Source organism: Myxococcales bacterium (genome assembly GCA_016699535.1).
Taxonomy (GTDB): Bacteria; Myxococcota_A; Polyangia; order Polyangiales.
On sequence record CP064980.1, the window covers coordinates 1228842 to 1250821 of the forward strand.

General features: G+C 49.2%; 19 protein-coding genes. 17 read left to right on the top strand and 2 right to left on the bottom strand.

The window, feature by feature from the left end:
- Positions 1 to 58 precede the first annotated feature (58 nt).
- From IPJ88_05840 to IPJ88_05850, 3 genes are read left to right on the top strand one after another with little or no spacing between them, the layout of a single operon-like run.
- Positions 59 to 1177, top strand: a complete 1119-nt coding sequence (locus IPJ88_05840; protein ID QQR91250.1) for a phosphatidylserine/phosphatidylglycerophosphate/cardiolipin synthase family protein — start codon at positions 59 to 61, stop codon at positions 1175 to 1177.
- A complete protein-coding gene (locus tag IPJ88_05845) occupies positions 1147 to 2319 on the top strand; it encodes a glycosyltransferase family 4 protein (protein QQR91251.1) in 1173 nt (390 codons plus the stop codon). The genes IPJ88_05840 and IPJ88_05845 overlap by 31 nt, the downstream gene beginning before the upstream one ends.
- The gene (locus IPJ88_05850; protein ID QQR91252.1) at positions 2316 to 3506 is read left to right on the top strand and encodes a glycosyltransferase family 4 protein; all 1191 of its coding nucleotides are present in this window, start codon (positions 2316 to 2318) and stop codon (positions 3504 to 3506) included. Before IPJ88_05845 ends, IPJ88_05850 begins: the two co-directional genes overlap by 4 nt.
- Here the strand turns inward: IPJ88_05850 and IPJ88_05855 are convergent.
- A complete protein-coding gene (locus tag IPJ88_05855) occupies positions 3503 to 5992 on the bottom strand; it encodes an MMPL family transporter (GenBank protein QQR91253.1) in 2490 nt (829 codons plus the stop codon). The two genes, IPJ88_05850 and IPJ88_05855, sit on opposite strands and share 4 nt — an antisense overlap.
- A 153-nt stretch (positions 5993 to 6145) precedes the next feature.
- Between IPJ88_05855 and IPJ88_05860 the strand changes: the two genes are divergently transcribed.
- The 4 genes from IPJ88_05860 (at position 6146) to IPJ88_05875 (ending at position 8970) form a co-directional block, all read left to right on the top strand.
- Positions 6146 to 6739, top strand: a complete 594-nt coding sequence (locus IPJ88_05860) for a hypothetical protein (GenBank protein ID QQR91254.1) — start codon at positions 6146 to 6148, stop codon at positions 6737 to 6739.
- A gap of 72 nt (positions 6740 to 6811) precedes the next feature.
- Positions 6812 to 7192, top strand: a complete 381-nt coding sequence (locus IPJ88_05865; GenBank protein QQR91255.1) for a polymer-forming cytoskeletal protein — start codon at positions 6812 to 6814, stop codon at positions 7190 to 7192.
- A 65-nt stretch (positions 7193 to 7257) separates the two neighbouring features.
- Entirely contained in the window at positions 7258 to 7935 is a 678-nt protein-coding gene (locus tag IPJ88_05870; protein ID QQR91256.1) for a methyltransferase domain-containing protein, read from the top strand.
- Positions 7936 to 8151: 216 nt separating this feature from the next.
- Positions 8152 to 8970, top strand: coding sequence for an FKBP-type peptidyl-prolyl cis-trans isomerase (locus IPJ88_05875; GenBank protein ID QQR91974.1), 819 nt, complete (start codon positions 8152 to 8154; stop codon positions 8968 to 8970).
- Between the two features lie 133 nt (positions 8971 to 9103).
- Here IPJ88_05875 and IPJ88_05880 read toward each other — a convergent pair whose 3' ends face one another.
- A complete protein-coding gene (locus IPJ88_05880; GenBank protein ID QQR91257.1) occupies positions 9104 to 10063 on the bottom strand; it encodes a threonylcarbamoyl-AMP synthase in 960 nt (319 codons plus the stop codon).
- Positions 10064 to 10227: 164 nt separating this feature from the next.
- Between IPJ88_05880 and purE the strand changes: the two genes are divergently transcribed.
- From purE to IPJ88_05930, 10 genes are all read left to right on the top strand, one after another.
- Positions 10228 to 10725: a 5-(carboxyamino)imidazole ribonucleotide mutase gene (gene purE, locus IPJ88_05885; protein ID QQR91258.1), complete on the top strand. Its 498-nt coding sequence runs from the start codon at positions 10228 to 10230 to the stop codon at positions 10723 to 10725.
- Positions 10718 to 11818 carry a 5-(carboxyamino)imidazole ribonucleotide synthase gene (locus tag IPJ88_05890; GenBank protein QQR91259.1) on the top strand — a complete coding sequence of 367 codons (1101 nt, stop codon included), beginning with the start codon at positions 10718 to 10720 and terminating at the stop codon, positions 11816 to 11818. The genes purE and IPJ88_05890 overlap by 8 nt, the downstream gene beginning before the upstream one ends.
- Before the next feature lie 39 nt (positions 11819 to 11857).
- Positions 11858 to 12304: a hypothetical protein gene (locus IPJ88_05895; GenBank protein ID QQR91260.1), complete on the top strand. Its 447-nt coding sequence runs from the start codon at positions 11858 to 11860 to the stop codon at positions 12302 to 12304.
- Positions 12305 to 12491: 187 nt separating this feature from the next.
- Complete coding sequence (locus IPJ88_05900; GenBank protein ID QQR91261.1) at positions 12492 to 12893, top strand: DoxX family membrane protein; 402 nt, start codon at positions 12492 to 12494, stop codon at positions 12891 to 12893.
- Positions 12894 to 12902: 9 nt separating this feature from the next.
- Complete coding sequence (locus IPJ88_05905) at positions 12903 to 14360, top strand: sodium:solute symporter family protein (GenBank protein ID QQR91262.1); 1458 nt, start codon at positions 12903 to 12905, stop codon at positions 14358 to 14360.
- The gene (locus IPJ88_05910) at positions 14353 to 15600 is read left to right on the top strand and encodes a diaminopropionate ammonia-lyase (GenBank protein QQR91263.1); all 1248 of its coding nucleotides are present in this window, start codon (positions 14353 to 14355) and stop codon (positions 15598 to 15600) included. The genes IPJ88_05905 and IPJ88_05910 overlap by 8 nt, the downstream gene beginning before the upstream one ends.
- Entirely contained in the window at positions 15587 to 16813 is a 1227-nt protein-coding gene (locus IPJ88_05915; protein ID QQR91264.1) for a M20 family metallo-hydrolase, read from the top strand. Before IPJ88_05910 ends, IPJ88_05915 begins: the two co-directional genes overlap by 14 nt.
- A gap of 46 nt (positions 16814 to 16859) precedes the next feature.
- Positions 16860 to 17759 carry an N-carbamoyl-D-amino-acid hydrolase gene (locus IPJ88_05920; GenBank protein ID QQR91975.1) on the top strand — a complete coding sequence of 300 codons (900 nt, stop codon included), beginning with the start codon at positions 16860 to 16862 and terminating at the stop codon, positions 17757 to 17759.
- Between the two features lie 38 nt (positions 17760 to 17797).
- Positions 17798 to 19978 (top strand): PQQ-dependent sugar dehydrogenase, encoded by a 2181-nt coding sequence (locus tag IPJ88_05925; GenBank protein ID QQR91265.1) that lies wholly within the window; start codon positions 17798 to 17800, stop codon positions 19976 to 19978.
- Positions 19979 to 20453: 475 nt separating this feature from the next.
- The gene (locus IPJ88_05930) at positions 20454 to 21716 is read left to right on the top strand and encodes a hypothetical protein (GenBank protein ID QQR91266.1); all 1263 of its coding nucleotides are present in this window, start codon (positions 20454 to 20456) and stop codon (positions 21714 to 21716) included.
- Positions 21717 to 21980: the final 264 nt, after the last annotated feature.

The following is a 21980-nucleotide window of genomic DNA, read 5'->3' on the forward strand; positions in this document are numbered from 1 at the left end:
TACCGTCGTTTTTCGCTTAGCAAAAGACAAAAAACAGCGTTTGGTAGGAATATCATTGATGAAGATCAAACTCATTTCAGGATCTCGCGACTTTGTAAGTGAGGCTCGGCGAGACATTAGGGCTGCTAACAGTCGTTGTTACGTGCAAGCCATGACTTTTGAAGGTGATAGTGCAGGAAAAAGCATTGCCGACATGCTCAAGGACTCTGCTGCAAACGATCGCCGGATGCTGGTTGATGCGTACAGTCGTTATATCATGAGTGATAAAGTCATTGCCGGACCTTTTGCCCGATTGAGCACGGCGCAGAAGCGCGAGCTCGATGATACGATATCGATGTTTGCAGAGTTGGAAAGTCATGGGATTGGTGTTCGGGTTACGAATCCTGTTGGCCTGCTTTGGCAATTTTTCCCATCACGCAATCATAAAAAACTTATCGTGACCGATGATGTAAGTTACATTGGTGGGATCAATTTTAGTGATCATAATTTCGAATGGCATGACATGATGGTGCGAATCGAAAACAAAGAAATCGCTGATTTTCTTTCAAAGGATTTTGAGCGCAGTTGGCAGGGACAACCCCAAGATGCGTGTCTTGAGCTCGATGAGTTTTTCTTGCTGAGTTTGTCTGGACAAACAAATCCAAGAACCTGGTTAAAATTCCGCTCGCAGATTGAAAAAGCAACAGAGAAAATCGAAGTTGTAAGTCCTTATATTACCTATCCTTTTTTAGCTTGGCTCAAAGACGCTTCGAAGCGGGGTGTAGAAATCGTCATCTATTTACCAGCACAGAACAACAAAGGACTTGTTGGCGACTATGCAGAAAATTATGCATTGCGACATGGTTTTACGGTGAAAAAGACACAAGGAATGAGCCATACCAAAGGCATGTGCATCGATGAGAAATGGTTGGTGTTCGGTTCTTCCAATTTTGATTTTGTGAGTTACTACACACAAGCTGAATACCTTGCTGTTCTTGAATCCCGAGGCGCAGTAAAGACTTTTTTAAATGAGATTCTTTCTCCTCTGGAAGCAGTAGAACGTTCAAGAAAGTCTTCAAGTTCCTTTTTTTCCAGGTTAATGGCAACGATTATGTTACGCCTTGCAGGTATAGGTATATGTCTTTTGAAGCTCATTCCAAGGAGAACATGGGTTCAAGATCGCAGCTCCGTCTTTTGATGCTCACGCCCAATTTCCCACCTCAAACGGGTGGGGTACAGAACTATGCACTTGAATTGGCTTTTGCATTTTCTGAGTTGTGTAGCGAATTCGAAGTTCTGGCACCGAAAAGCCCAGGGTCCGAGCAAGTTGATCGGGAATTACCGTTTAAGATTAAGCGAAAATCGATTTGGGGTGATAACTTTTCCCTCTCTGGCATCTTGCCTGCTCGTCGAGCTTCTCGACATTTTGATGCGGTCTTTGCAACGCACTGGTCAGCGGCTTATGCTGCTTTGATTGCGGGCGATCAAAATTGGGCGGTGGGCTGCGCGGTGCACGGCAAAGAATTGTTCTTTCGTCCACTAGAGAAAATTTGGCCTGCTCAGAAAGTCTACGATCATATTCGAAAAACGGCTCTGAAGCAGTGTCCTCTTTTGTTTCCCGTGAGTCGCTTCACAGCTGATTTACTAAAGAAATACGAAGTAAAAGAGGATCGCATTATTACGGTGCCGAATGGCGTAAATACAGAACGCTATAAGCCTGGTGATTCCACCCAATTGCGCGAAGGTTTAGGGTTGGTTTCTAAAACTGTACTGCTTACGGTTGGACGCTTAGTGGAGCGTAAAGGCGTGGATACCGTCCTAAAGAGTTTAGCTACGATAAAGGACGAGCATAAAGACCTGGAGTACTTGATTGTGGGTGATGGTCCGGAGCGGAGTAAGCTTGAGGCACTAAGTCAAAAGCTTGGACTATCGGAACAGGTGCGTTTTATGGGTGCCGTAACTTCCAAAGCGTTGCTTGAATTTTATCAACTGGCTGATCTTTTTGTGATGGCACCTCGTGATATTCGCGGAGATGTGGAAGGTTTTGGTCTTGTGTTCTTGGAAGCAAGTGCTTGTGGCAAAGCCGTACTCGGTACCCGTTCCGGAGGCGTGCCAGATGCGGTGCTTGATGGCGTAACTGGTGTTCTAGTGTCTCCAGATAACTCGATGGAGCTTGCCCGCGTGCTTGATGACCTTATTAAAAACAAAGACAAACGAGATGCTCTTGGAACTGCTGGGTTTGAGTTTGCCAATCAGCAAGGCAGTTGGAAAGGCCGAGCGCATACGATTGTCGAAAGCTTTGAAGAAGAATTACTTGATCGGGAAAAGCGCATAAAATGACATCAACGCGTTACCGTATTTTTCTGACGGCGAATTACTCACCCTGGTCTCCTTATTCGGGTGGAGGTCAATACTCAACCCACCAACTCGCATCGGCTCTAAGCCAGTTAGGCCACGACGTAACGGTGATCTTTAGTAAAGTTCCCGGTGAGGTGATTAGAGTCCCCGCAAACTTAACGTATCAAATTGAGTGGGCTGCCTTTGTGGGTATGAAAAGTTCAGCTTTTGCGCCTTTGCGAAGTCTAAACACTTTGACTTTCTTTAAGAAACTACGAGGTTTATTGAAAAACGACACCACGCGCCTGCCCATGGTTGTGCATTCGCAAGGTGAAGAAGCCGCATTTTTTTCACGCTTGAAAAAAGACTTTTCTTTTAGTTTGCTAAGTACACCTCGCCAACCTCTTCAGGAAGTAATAAAAACAAGTGGCACGCAGGGTTGGTGGCGTAAACGGCCAAAATTTATGGCACTGGCAAGAACTTTGCGAGAAGCACAACGCTTTTGTCCGACAAGCGAGAAAAGTGCGGAGGAATTTCTAGCTTGCTTTGATCTTGATTCCCGGAAGTTGGTGGTCGTTCCAAATGGAATCCATCCGGCGTTCTTGCGTGTTGAGAGGAAAAACTCCGCCGCATCCGGTCCAATAGTTTTTGTTGGCAGGTTAGCAAAGAGTAAAGGTATCGTGCAGCTTGTAAAAGCTTATGAAGGATTACGTGGTGATTCCGTACCAGAACTTCATGTGGTGGGTCGTGGCCCTGAGTCTGTTTGGATTGAAAGTTTTATCCAAAAACATGGGTTACAAAACAAAGTGAAACTTTTGGGTTGGCAGGAGCCCGAACATACTGCGGAGTTGTTGAGCCACGCCTGTATGGCAGCGCTTCCCTCGTTGGAAGAGAGTTTTGGAAACACAGTGGTTGAGGCCTTGGCGGCCGGAGTCCCAACGGTTACGACATCTGCCGGCTCACTTGCCGAGATCGTTGGCGGCAAGAATATCGCGAAGGTTATATCCCCGGAAAATCATGAAGAGCTTCAGTTAGCTATTCAAGACTTGCTGGATCATCCAAGGGAAGCTGAAGTCATGGCTACTCGCGCGAGAGACGCCATTCGGCCGCAGTATTCTTGGGACGCTACCGCAAGACGGTATGTTGGCCTCTACGATGAACTCTTTGTCTCTGTAGGGACAGAGCACTAACGCACTGATTGTTTACGGCTTTTCCAATAAAGGATAGCTGCGGGCAAAGTTAGCATGGCTGCACATACACAGGTAACTTCACTTACGGCCATCGCTAAGCCGAAGGAGTTCAGTGCTTGATTGGCGCTCGTGTAAAGTGAAGAATATGCGATGATAGTTGTCAGTGAGCAAAGCACCACTGCTCCACCGCTTTCTGTGACGGATATTTTAATGGCCTCTTTGAATCCTTTGGCTGATTCTTGAGAATAGCGACGCATGACGTTAACTCCGTAATCAACGCCGTTGCCAAAGGTAATTGGAAAAGCGAGTACGTTTAGAAAGTTCATTTTCTCGCCAAGTAAAACCAGGCTTGCGCCCATCCAACCGATACCTAGCAGTAAGGTGAAGATGGTGATCGTCCGATCAAAAGCTCTACGAAAGGCAATAAACAATAGGAGCAGTGTTGCCACAAACGAAGCCATGATGCTTTGAGGGGTACTGTTCCAAATTGATCGAATCATGTCGGCAAAGACGGGCGCACGACCTGCCAAGGCCGGCTTTCCTCCGCTATCGAGTGTGAAGTGACGCACTTCGTTTGCCCATTGCATCAAAAAACGACCGTCCCAAATATTCTTGTGTGGAGCTTTTTCGACAAAGAGGATGCGTCCTCGTGTTCCGTCTTTTTCGGTAAAAGGTCTGGCTATTTCTTGAGGCAAGCTACTATTGTCTAAGGGGCTAAGATTTTCTGGCGGCATGTAATCATCGATAAGCGTTTTGTCTTTTTCGCTAACTAAGGGATGGAGCCGCTTAAGGATGTCTTTGATCTCATCAAGAATTTCTATTTTGTCGTCTTGGTCTTGAGGCAGAAAATCATCGATGCTGCGAATTTTCCCGTAAACTACTTCGTTTTTCTTACGATAGTCTTCGAGATGTTTTTTAAGCTGTTGTGCACTTGGCTCATCGGGAAGCAATAAAGCAATAGCATTCCCTTCCTGCATGCCCTGAACGATTTCCCCAACTTTGCGATTGACCGTTCGTGCGATGGTTGAATTTTCACGGACAGATTTGAGCTTCCGGAAATCGTATTCCATGGGATCTTGCAGGATCGCAACGACAATGATCACAAATGAAAGTGCGCCAGTTGCTACGGAGAACCATAAAATCGAGCGAGGGAAGCGTTGGGCGAAGGAGAAGAAAAAACGTCCGTAAACACTTCCGTCTTTTTGTTTCGCTTTAAAGCGAAATGGGAAAAACTTCTCCATGAGGCTTACCCATGCTGGTAAAAACACCAGCGAAGCGATCCAGCAAAGTTCCATGCCAATGCCACCGATGATTCCGAAATCACGGAAGCCACGAAAGTCTGTGATGATCAACGAGCCGTATGCGACCGCTGCCGCTGTGGATGCCGTAAAGGTTGCGATCCAAGTTTCTTGATGGCTGTTGATGAGAGCCTTACGAAGGCTTTTTCCATCACGTCGCTCCTCGGTATAGCGCGCAAGCCACATGATATTTGGATTGATCCCATTGCCAATAACAATGCTTCCTAAAAACGCAGTGGATGTGTTGAGGTAATCGACGAACAACTCGGCAAACCCAAAGGTCAGCAACACTGGAGCAAGCATGCCTAAACCAAGCAAGGGGATGACTCGAAAGTTGCGAAAGAAGATCCAAATGGCAAGAAACACCAGGACGATGGTCACCAGTGTCGCGATTGCAAGCTCTTGAACAATGGCTTGTTGTTCTTCCAAGGCCATGACCAGGCTTCCCCCGAAGTTGACCTCAACGTCGCGAAACGAGTCTTTCTTCAGGCTCTCAGCTTTTGCGGAAACTGCTTCAATGAGCCGTTCTGTGGCCGTGTTGTTTCCGTCGCGAATATTGGTGCGAAGGAAAATGGCAAGGAAGTTACCTTCCCGATTGACAAAAAAACCTTCCGGAAATTTCTCTAGCTTTTTGCTGGCTTTCTCTTTTTGTTCTTCAAGTTTTTCTAAAATATCATCGAGACTCTCAGATGAGCCACCATCATCAAGACTTACAAAAAGAGGATTAACTTGAGAAAGCTCTTTTTCGAGTTTCTGTTGGAGACCGTCTCGCAAGTCTTCAAGATCGTCGATTTTTGCATACAGATGTCGGTGCTCTGAGGCAAACTGGTCAAACAAACTAATGTTGGCATCAACGCTTCTGACTCCAAGAGGCTTAAGTTCTTCGAGAGCTGGGCTAAGTTCTTTCGCAAAGGCAATTAGCGTATCGGTATCCGAATGCTCAAGTGCGATGGTTAAGGTAGTGAGCCCACTCAGTCGGTCGCCAATTTTCTTTAAATCGACAACGCTTGGCGTATCCTCTGGCAAGAGTGCCGTCCACGAGCTGTTGAGCTCCAACTGTGCAATCAATGGAAGGCTGCTTACCGCAATCGTTATTGCGAGCAAACACAACAACACCGCGCCACGTGTTGTGCTTTGAACCTTTGCCAGGCGCGACAGAAAACGCTCAATCATTTCCGTTGGGTTCATGGAGAGGTGATATCACATCAATGCTTCGAGCAAAGGGGAAAAGGCGTCTAGTTTTGGGCTGGCTTGAATGTCCTAGACTTGTGTGTTAAAGACGGCGGATTCATAGCATGTTAAGGCTGAAATGGACATCTTTGTCCACCCGGGGTTTAGGCGATGATGACACAGAGTTATAGCGACGAGGGCATTGCAGATTTAGTTCGAAACAACCCCGGGCAGGGTACCGAAGGTGAGTATCGATATTTTCGCGATGTGATCCTAACGAAGAGCCCGTGCAACCTTTTGATTTTTGGTGTGGGCAAGGACTCGCAAATCTGGATCGATGCCAACAAGGGTGGCCGTACGGTTTTTATCGAGCACGAACCTGAATGGATCAAAGTAAGTAAAGAGCACATTCCAGACATGGTCGTGCACCAGGTAAGTTACGAGACAAAGCGTTCAGCTTGGAAACGTTTGCTTAACCGTCAAGATTTGCTTTTTATGGAAGACCTTCCGGACGAAGTGCTCTCGACCGCTTGGGACGTCATCTACGTTGATAGTCCTCAAGGCGGCAATCCGCGTCGCCCAGGACGCATGAAAAGTATTTATACGGCTTCGGTCTTAGCGCGCCGCCATACGGATGTGGACGTTTTGTTCCATGATTGTGATCGGGAAGTCGAGAAGGCCTACACGGATCGTTATTTTGGAAGCCCGCTTTTGGTCAAACAAACCGAGCGAATTCGTCATTATCGCTTACGCCCAGCGAATTGATCGCAACCAACGGTTTTAAAGCCTTGTCACTCTCTGCTTTTGTTAGTTTACTGGGCAGTAAGGGGAGGGCTTATGTTCCAGAAACGGGATCAAAAACGCACTGTAATCGGTGAAGGAACCGTGATCATTGGACAGATTGAAGTCAGCGGAGAACTTCAAATCGACGGTGTTGTTGACGGTACAATAAAAGCGACCGGACCCGTGGCGATCGGCCCGAGTGGTGTGCTTCAAGGCGAGTTGCGTGGCACGGAGGTTTCGGTAGCGGGTCGGATCGAGGGCGCGGTCATCGTGGACGGTGCGCTGCGTATGTTAGCGAGCGGAGTGATTCAGGGGGAGGCCGTGTATCAAAGCCTTCAAGTGGATCAAGGTGGCGTTATCAATGGTTCGACCACTCGCTCTGAAGCTCCGCCTCCACTGGATATCGCATTGGTGCCAGTTGAAGACGCTTCCTAACCTTTATCGAAGTCCACCCGTTGTCCCTTTTATTTAAAACATCAAACAACGGATCCACTTATGAAGTGCGGTCTGCTGGTCGCACAACGCGTTTGTATCGAAACGGTGTGCTGCATACCGCCTATCATCCGGACCGTATCCTTGGCGGAAGTGTATGGGACTTATTGTTCCTGCCAGCTTTTTTACGAGCTGATCGAGATATCAAGCGTGTTCTTGTTTTGGGTGTCGGAGGCGGTGCTTTGCTCCATATGTATCGTCGTGTTTTTGCGCCGCGAAAGTTGGTGGGGGTTGATATTGATAGTGTTCATTTGCATATCGCAAAGCAATTTTTCGATTTGAATGACAAAAACCAGGACTTGATTCTTGATGACGGTGTTGCTTGGGCTCGTCGCTATCAAGGCGAGCCTTTTGATATTGTGATTGAAGACATGTTTACCGAACGTGATCAGCAACCGGTACGACTCATGCATGCTCAAGTAGAGTGGCTTAACACTCTACGGAATCTGACCCGTCCCGGCGGCTTGTTGATTATCAATCACGGCGATCTTCGCGAAGCAAAGTTCACAAAAAAGTATCTACTGGAGTCCGGATGTGCGATTAGTTTTTCCTTACCGCATTTGCACAACCGGGTCTTGGCCTATGGCCAGCAGGCCCTTGATATGAGCTGCTACAGAAAACAGCTTAAGCACTATCCTCAGTTGGATCCCGCGTATGTCGAGCGTATCTCGACGCGTGCGTGTTGATGTCCCTAAAATGATAGGCATTTTATGCTTTGAGCCCTCTCTCAAAGCATGTGGCTGGACAATTTACTGCGAAGCTGGCTACTCTGCGCCGGTTACTTTATAAGTTTGCGTGGACATTGAGTCCTCGTAACTTCCGGCCTTTAAAAGGAGCTTGTTTTGAAAAAGAATACCTTAATCCTAGTCTTCGCAGCAATTGCTTTGCTCGGTTGCGATAAAATCCAGCAGATCACAAAAGGCGGAGCCTCGGATGGTCTAAAAACCGAGGATCAAAAAACCCTCTATGCCCTTGGCCAGCTTATAGGTGGCAACGTCAAAAACTTCGGACTAAGTGAGTCTGAGTTGGGCCTTGTGTTTGATGGTATCCGCGATGCAGTCAATGGTACCGAGTCCAAAGTTAAAATGGATGAGTTCGGCCCCAAGGTTCAACAACTTGCTCAGACGCGTGCTCAAAAGCAAGCCGAAGAAGAGAAGAAAAAGGGTGCTGCATTTCTTGAGAAAATGGCCAAAGAGCAAGGCGCTAAGAAGCTTGAATCCGGTCTTGTCTACATTGAGACCAAACCTGGGTCCGGCGCTCAACCCAAAGCAACCGATACAGTTAAAGTTCACTACCACGGCACCCTTGCCGACGGTACGGTGTTTGACAGCTCCAAAGAACGCGGGCAGCCTGCTGAGTTTCCTTTGAACCGCGTCATCCCTTGTTGGACCGAAGGCCTGCAACAGATGAAAGTGGGCGGCAGTGCTAAGATTGTTTGTCCCTCTGAGGCAGCTTACGGTGAGCGTGGTCGTCCACCTAAGATTCCTGGCGGCGCAGTTTTGGTGTTTGAGGTTGAGTTGATTGAAGCAAAAGAAGGTGCTGCAGCGCCAGCGATGAGCATGGCTCCACCGCATGGTATGAAGGGTATGCCTCAGGGTCATCCTCAAGTGATGCATCCAAAAGCAGCAGCGGGCGGAAATGCTCCTAAAGCACCTGCTCCAAAAGCAAACGTAGCTCCGAAGAATCCGTTTAAAGAGAAAACACAGCCGGTTACTAAGTAAGTACTAGTACTAGGCTAGTAAAAGTCAGAACAGCAGGGGTATGCCTTATGGTGCATGCTCCTGTTGTTTGCTTTAAGGGATTCGCTGCAGGATATAGCTACCCCAGTGATGAGAGCTATTTGTGAGAATCGTCTTATCGATGTTGTGCGCGACTAAGCCGATCGCGTATGGCTAGCCCGATACCGTGTTTTATCGGTAGTTCAATAACGATAGCGTCTTTTTTGCTGTTGTCTGCTTTACGCAACAAGGCATAAAATTGATGCGCGTAAACTTCGGGATCGGCTGGCAATTTAAAAAACAGATCGCTTGCTTTTGAGCTGCTCGGACAAGACGATGCCAAAAGAACCAAGTTTTTGTAATGCACTCGAATGGTATCGACTGTCTGTTTGAAGTGCTCGCTTTCGCTAACAAACAGGGGCGTGTACGGTGCGTAGTGTGAAGGAAGTTGGCCGGGTACGCGAATATCACTTTCACTTTTTTGTTCGGCAGAGACCTTCAGCAGCTCCGAAATCATATCTTGGGTAATGCTTCCCGCTCTTAGAATATGAGGCTGTTCGCTGCGAACATCGACAATCGTGGATTCAAGGCCAACCGCACAAGGTCCGCCGTCCAGCACGCAAGAGATGGCATCTGCAAATTCTTCGCGAACATGCTCGGCCGTAGTGGAGCTTATTCGACCGAAGCGATTTGCGGACGGTGCTGCAACACCGTGATCGAGGAGTTCGAGCATGTGTTGAGCAAGCGCATGTCTTGGCCATCGTAAAGCTACACTTTTCTGTCCGCCGGTTACAATGTTAGGTACTTCGTCGCTCTTGCTGCAAACAAGCGTCAACGGTCCGGGCCAGAAGTGCTTTGCCAAAAGTTGTGCATGTTCCGAAACCTTGCTGAAGTAGCGCTGCAGTCCTTGCATGCCGTTAATATGCACAATCAGTGGGTGATTCAGCGGTCGACCTTTGGCGGCGTACACCGCGCGAACGGCTGCTTCGTCATGAATCGAGGCGCCCAGGCCGTAGACAGTTTCCGTAGGGAAAGCGACAAGTTCTCCTTTGCGAAGAAAATCAGCGGCTTTTGCTGGATCGTGTGTAATGAGCATGGGTGTCGTCTTGAAAATTGGCAAATCGAGCGTGCTCTGGCGCGGCGTGAGCACTAATAGGAAGGCTCTTTTAGCACGCTTTTGCGTTCAGTAGAGATCGTTCAGTCTCCAGGTGCTGGAAAAAGCCGTCATGCCGTAGTAAGCAGCCCCAAAAGGCGTGGATAATGAACAAAAACAATAAAGTGCAGGTTGGCGTTGTGATGGGTTCGACTTCGGATTGGGCCACGATGCAACATGCTGCAAAGCTCCTCTCGGACTTAGGGATTTCGCATGAAAGCAAGGTGGTCTCGGCGCACCGTACGCCCGAGCGCTTGCGCGACTATGCACTAAGCGCTGAGGCTCGGGGCCTTAGGGCGATCATTGCTGGTGCAGGTGGGGCAGCTCATTTGCCCGGTATGCTAGCGGCACATACCACCGTGCCAGTGCTCGGTGTGCCTGTCAAAAGTAGCGCTCTTTCTGGGATGGACTCGTTGCTTTCGATTGTGCAAATGCCAGCCGGTATTCCTGTAGCAACTTTTGCCATTGGTGAAGCCGGCGCAAAGAACGCTGCGCTCTTTGCTGCCGCGATACTCGAAGTGCACGATGCTGAAGTTTCCAAAGCGCTCCGTGCGTTTCGTCAACAACAAAGTGATTCCGTTCCCGACGATCCGAGCGATGCCTGATTTCAATAAGGTTGGTATTTTAGGCGACGGTCAGCTTGCGCGCATGCTTGCGATGGACGGACATCGCATAGGCATTCAGTGTGTCGTGCTAGGACACGATGAACGGTCAAGTGGAGCGCAAGTCACTGAGTTTCGTAAGGTGGACTATGCCGATCCGCAATCGATTCTACAGGCCAGTCATGATTTGGACTTGCTTAGCTACGAAATGGAGCATCTGCCCTATGCATCGCTTCTTGAAGTATCGAAGCATAAAACGCTCCATCCTGCTCCGGAAGCACTGCGCCTGGCTCAAGATCGTTTGCTTGAGAAGCAGTTTGTGCAATCGCTTGGCATTCCTGTCGTCCCTTTTATGGAGCTTCCCTCAACGGTAAGTCTCGTTGAAGTTGCTGAAGAGCTTCACTTTCCATTTCTGATTAAAACACGCACCGCGGGCTACGATGGAAAAGGTCAGCTTTGGGTTAGAAGCGAAGCTGACTTTGAGCAAGCTCAAGCGCTTCTAATATCACGTCCGTGTATCGCTGAAGCAAAATGTGAATTTGATCGTGAAGTCTCTCTGGTGATGGTGAGGGGAGTTAATGATCAGCTTGCATGGTATCCACTCGTGGAAAATGTTCATCGCGAGGGCATTCTTTTTCGGAGTGAAGCGCCTGCGCCAAAGGTATCAGAAGCTTTGTTTGCGAGCGCTTCGAGCTACGCTACTAAAATTGCAAAACACCTTGATTATCGTGGCGTGCTCACAATCGAGTTTTTTGAAAAGAACGGTGAGCTCTGTGTGAATGAAATCGCGCCGCGGGTGCATAACTCAGGGCACTGGACGCTTGAGGGGGCTGGCTGCAGTCAATTTGAAAATCATCTGCGTGCAATTTGTGGCCGATCGCTTGGAAGTTGTGAGGCCGTAGGCAAGAGTGTGATGTTCAACTTCCTTGGGCAGATGCCGCCGCTCAATGAGCTCTTTTCCCTTCCTTTCGTGCGACTCCATCGTTATGGCAAAGAGCAAGCCCCCAAGCGAAAACTGGGGCATCTCACGGCCCATCACTGCAATGTGGACCTTTTGTCTCCAGTTCTGGCAAAGTTAGAAAAGATTTTTTCGTAGTCTGTTTTGTTTTCTCGAGGAGTGTTTAGTTTAGCCGTTATGCGATGGGCTTTTCAGTGTCAATTTCTGTTTAGTGCCGTTCTGCTCGCGTTCGTTGTTCCGCGTGCTCAGGCCGAGGATGACGTTGAGTCCAAATGCCTGAATGTACCAATGGCGATTCATCCTGCCATGGGGAATCGACGCTGTTTTTCAAATGATGCAGATGGTTATACGTACTACCTTCATTTTGTGCGCCTCCAAGATAGCAAGATGGAAGAAAAGCTTTCTGAAGATTTAGAGGCATTGCAGCAGCGTTCTCTTTGGGCGCATGTGATTGGTATTGCAGGACCTGTTCTTGGTGTAGCCACCGCGGTGTTGGCATCGACTGTGTTTGCTGATCCAGTAAGTGGCAATCCCAATTTTGCCTTGCTTGCAACAGGAGGTTTTTTTTTCAGGTGTTACGCTTGGCTTGGGCTTTTTATTGAATCCGGGGCAAAGCGACTTTGAAACGATGCTTCGCCGGCATCGTTTGCTCTATTTGGAGACCTTGTCCAACGATCTGCGTTACTGGTCGAAAAAACCGGACATGCCATAAATGGCTATTTCTTAGCATAAAATATGTCAAAATTGGCATGTTTTGTGCCTCTTTCATGCCAGTGGCCAGGGACGAAAAAATTCGGTATTTCAAAGCGTCATGACTCCAAAATATCGAGATCTCGGGCTTTTGCTGTTGCGCTTAGGCATTGGCGTTTTTTTCATGGTGCACGGCTATCCCAAATTGCTTGGCGGTCCAGAAAAGTGGCAAGCGCTTGGTAGTGTGATGCAGCTTATCGGCATTAATTTTTTGCCTCAGGCATGGGGCTTGATGGCAGGTCTTGCTGAGTTCGGCGGCGGCTTATGTTTGATTGCCGGCGTTGCTTTTGTGCCTGCTGCGCTGGCCATGGCTGCTACCATGTTGATGGCAACAACGATGCACCTTTCCAAAGGCGATGGCTTTAATGTGGCTTCGCACGCCATTGAACTTGGGATCGTGTTTATATCCTTGGCGTTGATTGGTCCTGGACGTTTCAAACTCAAGCTTTCGTTTTCATCTTAGGAGTATGGTGTGAATCCTTCGTTCATCGTCATTGCAATTGTGCTGATCTACATGGCGGCGATGCTTGGGGTGGGTTGGTACGCTTCAAAAAAAGTTAAGGGCAACGACGACTTTTTGGTGGCTGGGCGTAGGTTAGGGCCTTTTATGATGGCCGGGACTTTGGCTGCAACCGAAGCCGGCGGCGGCAGTTCGATGGGTGTGGCCGAAAAGGCCTTTGGTGAGTGGGGGATGAGCGCCGGCTGGTATGTGCTGGCCATGGCCATTACCTTGGTGTTGCTTGCGGTGGTGGCGCCCCGCTTGCGTCGCAGCGAAGTAAGAACCGTGCCTGAGTTTTTCACGAAGCGCTACGGCGAAAAAACCGGACTGCTTTCGGCTTTCTTATTTATCATACCGCTTGTTGGGCTCACTGCGACGCAGTTCATTGCATCCTCTGTGATTCTATCGGTGATGACCGGCTTCAATTTTACTCTCTCGGCGATCATCGTGTGCGCTGTCGTTACGGTCTATTCGGTGCTTGGCGGTCTTTGGTCTGTGACGCTTACCGATATCATCCAATGGTGTTTGATTGTTGGAGGGCTTTTGCTGGCGATTCCTTTCGCTCTTGATGTTGCTGGTGGCTATTCTGCGGTGATGAGTAGCCTACCGGAAGCTAAGGCCAGCTTTACCGAAGGCACGGGACTTGGGACGATTGTAACTCTGGTTATCATGTACTTCGCATCTTTCGCCGTTGGTCAGGAAAGTGTTCAGCGCTATTTCGCTGCGCGCGATGAAAAAGCAGCAGCTTGGGGTTCGATCTTGGCAGCGCTGAGCTATGTGTTTTTTGCCTTCATGCCGGCGCTCCTAGGCGTCATTGCTTATTCCATGGTGCAGCGAGGCCTGATGGACGGCGCATTAATCGAAAGTGAAGGCGCCCGCTATGTGCTGCCTTTGCTTGCCGTTCAGGCTTTTCCCAAATGGCTTGTTGGCATTGTGTTTGCGGCGCTTATTTCGGCTACCATGTCGAGTGCCGATTCGGATTTGCTTGCTGCGGGCTCGATCGTAGCCAATGATATTTATGCCAAGAAGATTAATCCGAAGGCAACCGAGCAGTCGATTCTGAAGCTAACCCGTTGGACGATGGTGGTGGTGGCGCTCATGGCGCTTATGGTGACGTTGTTTCATGCTGAGAGCATCGTGGCGCTGCTTATGTTTTCTTTTTCCTTCCGAGCAGCCGGTGCTTTTGTGCCTTATGTGCTTGGCCACTATGTCTCACGTCCCGGGCCCGGAGCAGCCGTGAGTTCCATCACGGGATGCAGTTTCGTGGTCCTGCTTTGCGAAGTGATGGACTTTAGTATTTGGGGCATGCAAGCCATTGTGCTTGGTATTTTGGCGAGTGCGGTGTGTTATGGCATGGCCGGTTGGTTTTTCCCTTGGTTGCTTTTAAAAGTTACCAAAGAAAGTTCTGAGGTTGTAGGCGACCATGGCTGAGTTAATTTTTCCCCCGGTAACTTCCTTTTACGACAATCCCAAGGCCAACCCGGCGCTGGAGTACGATAGCGACAAGCAAAGCGTCATTAGTCTGAAAGCCTACGAGCAAGCCAGCCAAGAGATTTGCTCATGGCCGGGTTATCAGCCCACGCCTTTGCGTAACCTTGACGGCTTGGCTGCATCGCTTGGTGTGAAGCATGTTCTTTACAAAGACGAAGGCAGTCGTTTTGCTTTGGGTAGTTTTAAGGCCTTGGGCGGGGCTTATGCTGTTTACAAATTGTTAGCAGAACAGGTGGCTAAACATGACGGCGGCCTAAAGCCAAGTGCACAACAGATCACTCAGGGTAAGCACCGCTCGTTGGTCTCAGGCATCACGGTCTGTTCTGCTACGGACGGCAATCATGGCCGATCGGTCGCTTGGGGCGCTAAGATTTTCGGTTGCCGTTGCGTGATTTACATCCATGAGCATGTCAGCAAAGGACGCGAAGCAGCGATTGCTGCGTACGGAGCCAAAGTAGTGCGCCATCCGGGAAACTACGATGATGCGGTGAAACAAGCTGCTGCGGATGCAAAAAAAAACGGATGGTTTATTGTTTCAGACACTTCCTATGAAGGCTATACGCAGATTCCCAAAGATGTGATGCAGGGCTATACCATCATGGTGCAAGAAGCGCTTGATCAACTGCCCGCGGGTGTTTTTCCAACGCATGTGTTTGTTCAAGGTGGGGTCGGGGCAATGGCAGCTTCGGTGTGTGCTCATTTGTGGCAACGCTATGGGCAGAAGCGGCCACGTTTTATCGTGGTTGAGCCCGACAAAGCAGACTGCTTGATTCAGAGCGCCAAAGCAGGCAAACCCACGGCGGTGCACGGTGCGCTGGATACCATCATGGCAGGCCTTGCGTGTGGTGAGATTTCGAGCTTGGCTTGGCAGATTCTCGAAACTGGTACGGATGCCTTTATTAGTATTGCGGACGAAGGCGCCGCGCAGGCTATGCGTTTGCTGGCCACGGGAGTGGGCAAGGATCGTCCCCTTGTGGCAGGCGAATCAGCGGTGGCCGGCGTGGCAGCTCTTTGCTCAGCTGCACAGCAGCCCGAACTTTTGCGGCATCTGAAACTTGATAGCGACTCTTGCGTCTTGTTTTTTGGAACAGAGGGCGATACGGACCCAGAGTTGTACAAACATATCGTCGGTAGGAGTGGTGATGAAATTCGGCAAAGTGAAGTAGATGCAACAGATTAATCAGCAGCGTTTATTGGGATGGATTGATGAGCTGGGCCAGATTGGCGCCATCGACGGTGGCGGCGTCTGTCGTCTAGCCCTTAGCGATGAAGACAAAGCTGGACGCGACTACGTTGTAGGCTTGATGAAATCACTTGGTCTTGAAGTTAAGATCGATCGCATCGGCAATGTTCTGGGGCTACGCGAGGGGCAAGAAGATTTACCGCCCGTTATGACAGGTTCACACATCGATACCGTTCGTACCGGAGGCCGCTACGATGGCAATCTGGGCGTATTGGCAGGTCTTGAGGTCATTGCCACGCTCAACGATCTTGGTATTCAAAGCAAACGACCGCTTGGGGTTGCCTTTTTCACCAACGAAGAAGGAAGTCGCTTTGCTCCGGACATGATGGGTAGTCTGGTTTTTCAAGGGGATCTTGCGCTTGAGACGGCTTTAGCCGTTCGAGGAATCGATGGCACGACGGTTCAAGAGAATTTGCAGCGCATCGGCTATGCCGGAGATTGGATAAGCGAAGGACAACTGGTCCCGACTGCTTTTGTCGAGCTGCATATTGAACAAGGACCTGTTCTAGAGGAAGAGACAATCACTATCGGTGCGGTGCAAAGTGTTCAAGGTATTTCCTGGACCGAATATACCTTTAAGGGTGTCTCGAACCATGCTGGGACCACCCCGATGCGTTTACGGCATGATGCTGGTTATGCTGCTTGCCAAGTGGCAAGTTTTTTGCGTGCGTTGGCCGAAAAAGTTGGCGACGATCAAGTTGCTACCGTGGGGCGTATGGAGTTTAAGCCCAATCTTGTTAACGTCATTGCCAACCATGCAGTATTTACTGTTGATCTTCGAAATACCGATAACGAAAAGCTAAAGTTTTCTGAGCAACAGACTTTAAGTTTTATTAACGAATTGTGTGAAAAAGAAGGACTTGAATGCAGTTCTAAAACACTGGCTCGCTTTGATCCGGTTATTTTTAACGATGTGCTGGTCAATCGCATTGAATCCTTTGCCAAGGAGCTTGGCCACAGCGTTAAACGCATGCCAAGTGGAGCAGGTCACGATGCTCAAATGCTAGCTCGAATGTGTCCATCTTCCATGATTTTTATTCCAAGCAAAGCTGGCATTAGTCACAACGTGAAGGAATACAGTAGCCCAGAGCATATTGAAGCCGGGGCCAATATTTTACTCAACCTACTTATGGAACTTGCTCAGGCTTAATGCCTTTGTTGATTTCAAAGGAATCAGTGTGACTCAGAAAGATAAGATTGTTATTGGTGTAGGCCAACTTGGTCCGGTTCAAAAACATCATAGTCGAAAACAAGTTGTAGCACGGCTAGTCAAGCACTTGGAAGATGCCAGTTTGCAAGGTTGTGAATTGGTGGTTTTTCCAGAACTTGCATTAACGACGTTTTTTCCGCGATGGTACGTTGAGCAGTGCTCGGAGATGGACGCGTATTTTGAGCGTTCGATGCCAAATGAATCAACGAAGCCGTTGTTTGATGGTGCAAAAAAACTCGGTATAGCGTTTGTCTTAGGCTATGCGGAGCTGTCTAGCGATGACGATGGAAATTCCAGGCACTACAACACATCGATTCTCGTTGATGCTTCAGCTACTATCGTAGCGAAGTATCGTAAAGTTCATTTGCCAGGGCATGCTGAGCTTGAGTCGTATCGGCCTTTTCAACATCTTGAGCAACGCTATTTCGAGCGTGGCGATGGTTTTTCTGTCTGGGATGCTTTGGGCATGCGCTTTGGTATGTGCTTGTGCAACGATCGTCGCTGGTCTGAAAGCTACCGTGTGATGGGCTTGCAAGGGGTAGAGCTCATTGCGCTTGGCTACAACACACCAAAACACTATCCACCTTTTCCTGAAATTGATGAGCTTGCGGTGTTTCATCATCAGCTGGTGATGCAAGCTGGCGCACATCAAAATGCATGCTGGGTGGCTGCTGCTGCCAAAGCAGGCAATGAAGAAGGGGTGCCCATGATCGGGGCGAGCTCTATTATTTCACCTTCGGGGCAAATTGTGGCTCAGAGCAAAAGCGAAGAAGATGAACTGATTGTTGCCGAGTGCGATTTAGCCTTGGCACGCAAGTACAAGCGAACGTTGTTTAATTTTGCTTCGCACCGACATCCTCCGGCTTATTCGACCATCTGCAAATAGTTTTGATCTTGGCGCTTGATCAAGGTTAGGCTGCGTCTATGCACCCAATGAAGCGCTCGGTGGCTTTTTTTATGAGTGGATGCTTTTGCTTTGCTGTTGGATGCAGTCCTTCCGGTGAGGGAGTAAAGCGCGCACCGGACGATCATGCTCTTAGTGAACGTCCTCAGAATAGCAACTGTGTGGCCTTTGAGCGCCCGGTCTTTGCCAACAGTGTTGCGGTAGAGCGCGTGTTTGAGAATTTAAGCTTCAGTAAACCAGTGGCCATGTTGCAGGCTCCGAATGATGATTCGCGTTGGTACGTCGTGGAGCAAGATGGTCGAATCAAGGTGTTTGACAACCAAGCCACAGCAAGCAGCGCTCAGGACCTTGTGGATCTAAGCGCCGCAATCAATAGTGTTCCCGGTGAAGCGGGTTTGCTTGGCATGGCCTTTCATCCCGATTTTGAAAACAACAACTACGTTTTTTTATCTTTTACTTTTGGCAATGCACCCATGCGATCGCGCATCTCGCGTTACACCGTCAATGCCAATGGTACCTCGCTTGATAGCAATTCAGAGCGAGTCATCCTGACTCTTGAGCAGCCCTACGATAACCACAATGGAGGCAACATCGCTTTCGGTCCCGATGGTTTTCTCTATATCGGCTTTGGTGATGGTGGAAGCGGCGGCGATCCAAATGCAAATGGTCAGAATCCACGCACGCTGCTTGCTGCCCTTTTGCGCATTGATGTCGACAGTGCGAACCCCTACGGCATTCCGGCGGACAATCCTTTTGCAAACTCAAGCTGTGATGATGTTGATGGTGGATGCCCTGAAATTTATGCGTGGGGCTTGCGTAATCCTTGGCGATGGAGTTTTGATAGTTTAACAGGCGAGCTATGGCTTGCGGATGTAGGACAAGAAACCTGGGAAGAAGTTAATCGTATTGTGCTTGGAGGCAACTACGGCTGGAATACGCGTGAAGGCATGCACTGTTTTTCGGCTCAAAACTGCGATGCCTCAGGCTTGATTGATCCAGTGGCTGAATACGATCATAGTGAGGGTGAGTCGATCACAGGTGGCTTTGTCTACCGTGGGCAAACGATTCCCAGTTTATCCGATGCGTTTGTCTATGGTGATTTTGTCTCAGGGCGCCTTTGGAAGGTAGGCCCCGATGGCGATGGTGGTTTTCAAGAAGACATGCTCGTAGACAGTGGTTTGTCTATTTCGTCCTTTGCTCAGGATCACAATGGTGAGATTTACATTCTCGATTATGGCACAGGCGGCATTTACCAGCTGGTTGCTGGTGCACAAACTGACACCTTAACGGTACCAGAACTGCTTTCGCAAACCGGATGTGTGGATCCGCAAGATCCCAAGACACCCGACCCAGGGATGATCCCCTACGATATCAATGCCCTTTTTTGGTCGGACGGAGCGCTAAAGACGCGGTACTTCACCATTCCCGATGGCACGCGTATTACAATTGGAAGTGACGATGACTGGGAGTTTCCGGTTGGAACGGTGCTTTTGAAGAATTTCGATCTTGCCGATCAGCGTGTTGAGACACGCTTACTCGTACGGCATGAAGACGGCAATTGGGCAGGGTACAGCTACGAGTGGAACGACGATCAAAGTGACGCTACTTGGCTTCGCAATGGCAAAACGCGGGACGTTGCAGGACAAACTTGGATTTACCCAAGTTCGGCGCAGTGTCTGCAATGCCATACCAATGCATCTGGACGCAGTCTTGGACTCGAAACAGCACAGCTGAACAAAGATCTGCTCTACGAGAGCAGTAAGCTTGTGGGCAATCAGCTCACGACGCTTGCAGCTATCGGAATGTTTACATCGATAGACAGTATTGACCCTTCACTGATGCCGCTATTGCCTAATCCTCAAGACGAAAACGAGAGCCTGGAGAATCGTGCTAGAGCCTATCTGCATACCAATTGCAGCCAGTGTCACCGCCCCGGAGGGCCTACCAATTCCATCATGGATCTTCGCTTCACGACATCTTTAGCGGATGCAGAGATCTGCGACGAACTTCCCACCGATACCACCATTAAAGTCGATGGACTGCGATTACTGGCCCCTGGACTTCCCGATGCATCTCTTCTTGTTCTGCGAATGCAGCGCCGCGATCAACTGGGTATGCCACCCCTTGGAAGCAACATCATCGATGAGGATGGTGCAAGTCTTCTGAGCGCTTGGATCAGCCAACTAAGCAACTGTCCCTAATGCTTACTTGGTTACTTGGGGACATGCTCGCCGCGAATAAGCAATGCAATTTCATGCAGTTACAAACCCGACCGCGAGACCTTTTTCATCTAAACGGTTCCGCGGTTGCATCTCTAAGCCACTGCAATCATTCTTAAATTTGAGAAGGAGCATGTCCCCACGTAGGTTTGTTGTTTTTCGCTTGAATCCTTTGGGTGTGAGCGTGCCAAGGTAGACAGGCCCAAAGACCCTTTGCTCGATCTGCTTTAGACCAAATTTGGCATGTTTTCTCTATAAACATGCCAAATTTGTCTGCTCAACTGAAGCGACAATGAGCTACGATTTCACAGGATCCATAGCACAACTACCCATGCTGGGGCACTCAACCCCAGTGATGGTAACCCTTGAGTTATAGAGCTCATTGAAATCCATAGTTAATTTGCTCGGATTACTTGGATCAATTCTTGCTCTGTACCCGAAGATGTCCCATGAGCACATGCAACCATGGCATCGAGCCGCCCTAGCCGCAGCATGGATAAGTCTTTGTAGTTGCGCGGCTGAGACGAGCGCTGAGTTTTCGCAAAACAACGATGCGGTGATGTACGCGCAGCATGGTGTGATTGACCCAGCCTACCACGTGGCGCCGGCCGTAGGGGCCATCTTTAGCTGGTCTCCCGATCGCTATTTTGAAAAAACGGCAACCGCCACATTGATTCGCATACCTGATGACGATGGAAGCTTTTCCGATGAATGCAGCAATATTGTTCTCACTGCGGCACATGTATTTGATTATGAAGAACAAAGCTATCCAACCACAGAAGGGCTTCGCTATTTTGTGCGGTTTGATGTGCCCACAGTCGATGGTTCACGCAAGCACGCTTATCTGCCGGTGCTCGAAAACAAAAAAATACGAATCTCTCCGAATAACGGTACTACCGATTTGCTCTCGGCCGGGCGTTGGGATTTTACCGTAGCCAAACTTGCCTATACGCTATGTCCTGAGCAACTCGATGGACAACCGATTCCGCACATCGCTGAAGGCTACCCAGAAGCGGATTCCGGAAAGCTTGCCTTCTTTGTGGGCTACGGGGATTCTTTGTGTAACGGGGGATTGCCTTGGAACTACAGTGGTAGTGGCTTAGGAAGCAAGCGGGCGGGTGTCTTCGATTGGCCAAACGAAGGCCTGCCCAATGCAAGCCAACTTCTTGTGCTCTCAAACATTTTAACGACCTGCAAGGGAGATTCTGGTGGACCCGTACTTGTTTCAACTGAAGCTCAAAACGGTATGGTGACTTTACCTTCAAATAGGCTTCGCTATGCGTTGGACGAAATTCTAGCCATTGATTCCCGGGGTATCGTTCATGCAGACGGCAACGATCCCCCTTCGGGTCTGCAAGCATTTGCAAATGTCGTGGGGCATCGAAAAAGCATCGAGGCTTTGGGTCGAGAGCTTCGTGCAGGGCAGGACACAACGCAGCTGCCAGCTTTTGAAGAGCTGCCGAGCTGCTCCTATTTAACATTCAGTTCTACTCGGTCGGAAGTGTATAGCGCGTTCACCACTCAGGAAGTGTGCGATGAATTGCGGATGCAAGTATGGCTTCCCTATTGTTCCCAGCGCCACGGAAGCCCTGCGCACTGCTCATTGTATTGCACCTGGTACGCTGGTGCTAAAGAATGCGTGCCGGGAACAGAGGGTTCCTGCTGGCCATGGGACACCACCCCCGAGCAAATCGAAGAGCTTGAATGTTTTCCGCCCTAGCGTTCCGGAAGTTTACATGAAACACAAAAGCTAGCTAATCGAATAGTCCTGTATCTGGCAGTCATCGCTTTGAAGTCCGATTGAATAAGTGGCTTTACATGGGGACATGCTCCTTCTCAAATTCAAGAATGATTGCAGTGGCTTAGAGATGCAACCGCGGAACCGTTCAGATGAAAAAGGTCTCGTGGTCGATTTTGTAACTGCATGAGATTGCGTTGCTTATTCGCGACGAGCATGTCCCCAAGTAATAGGGCGGGAATGTGC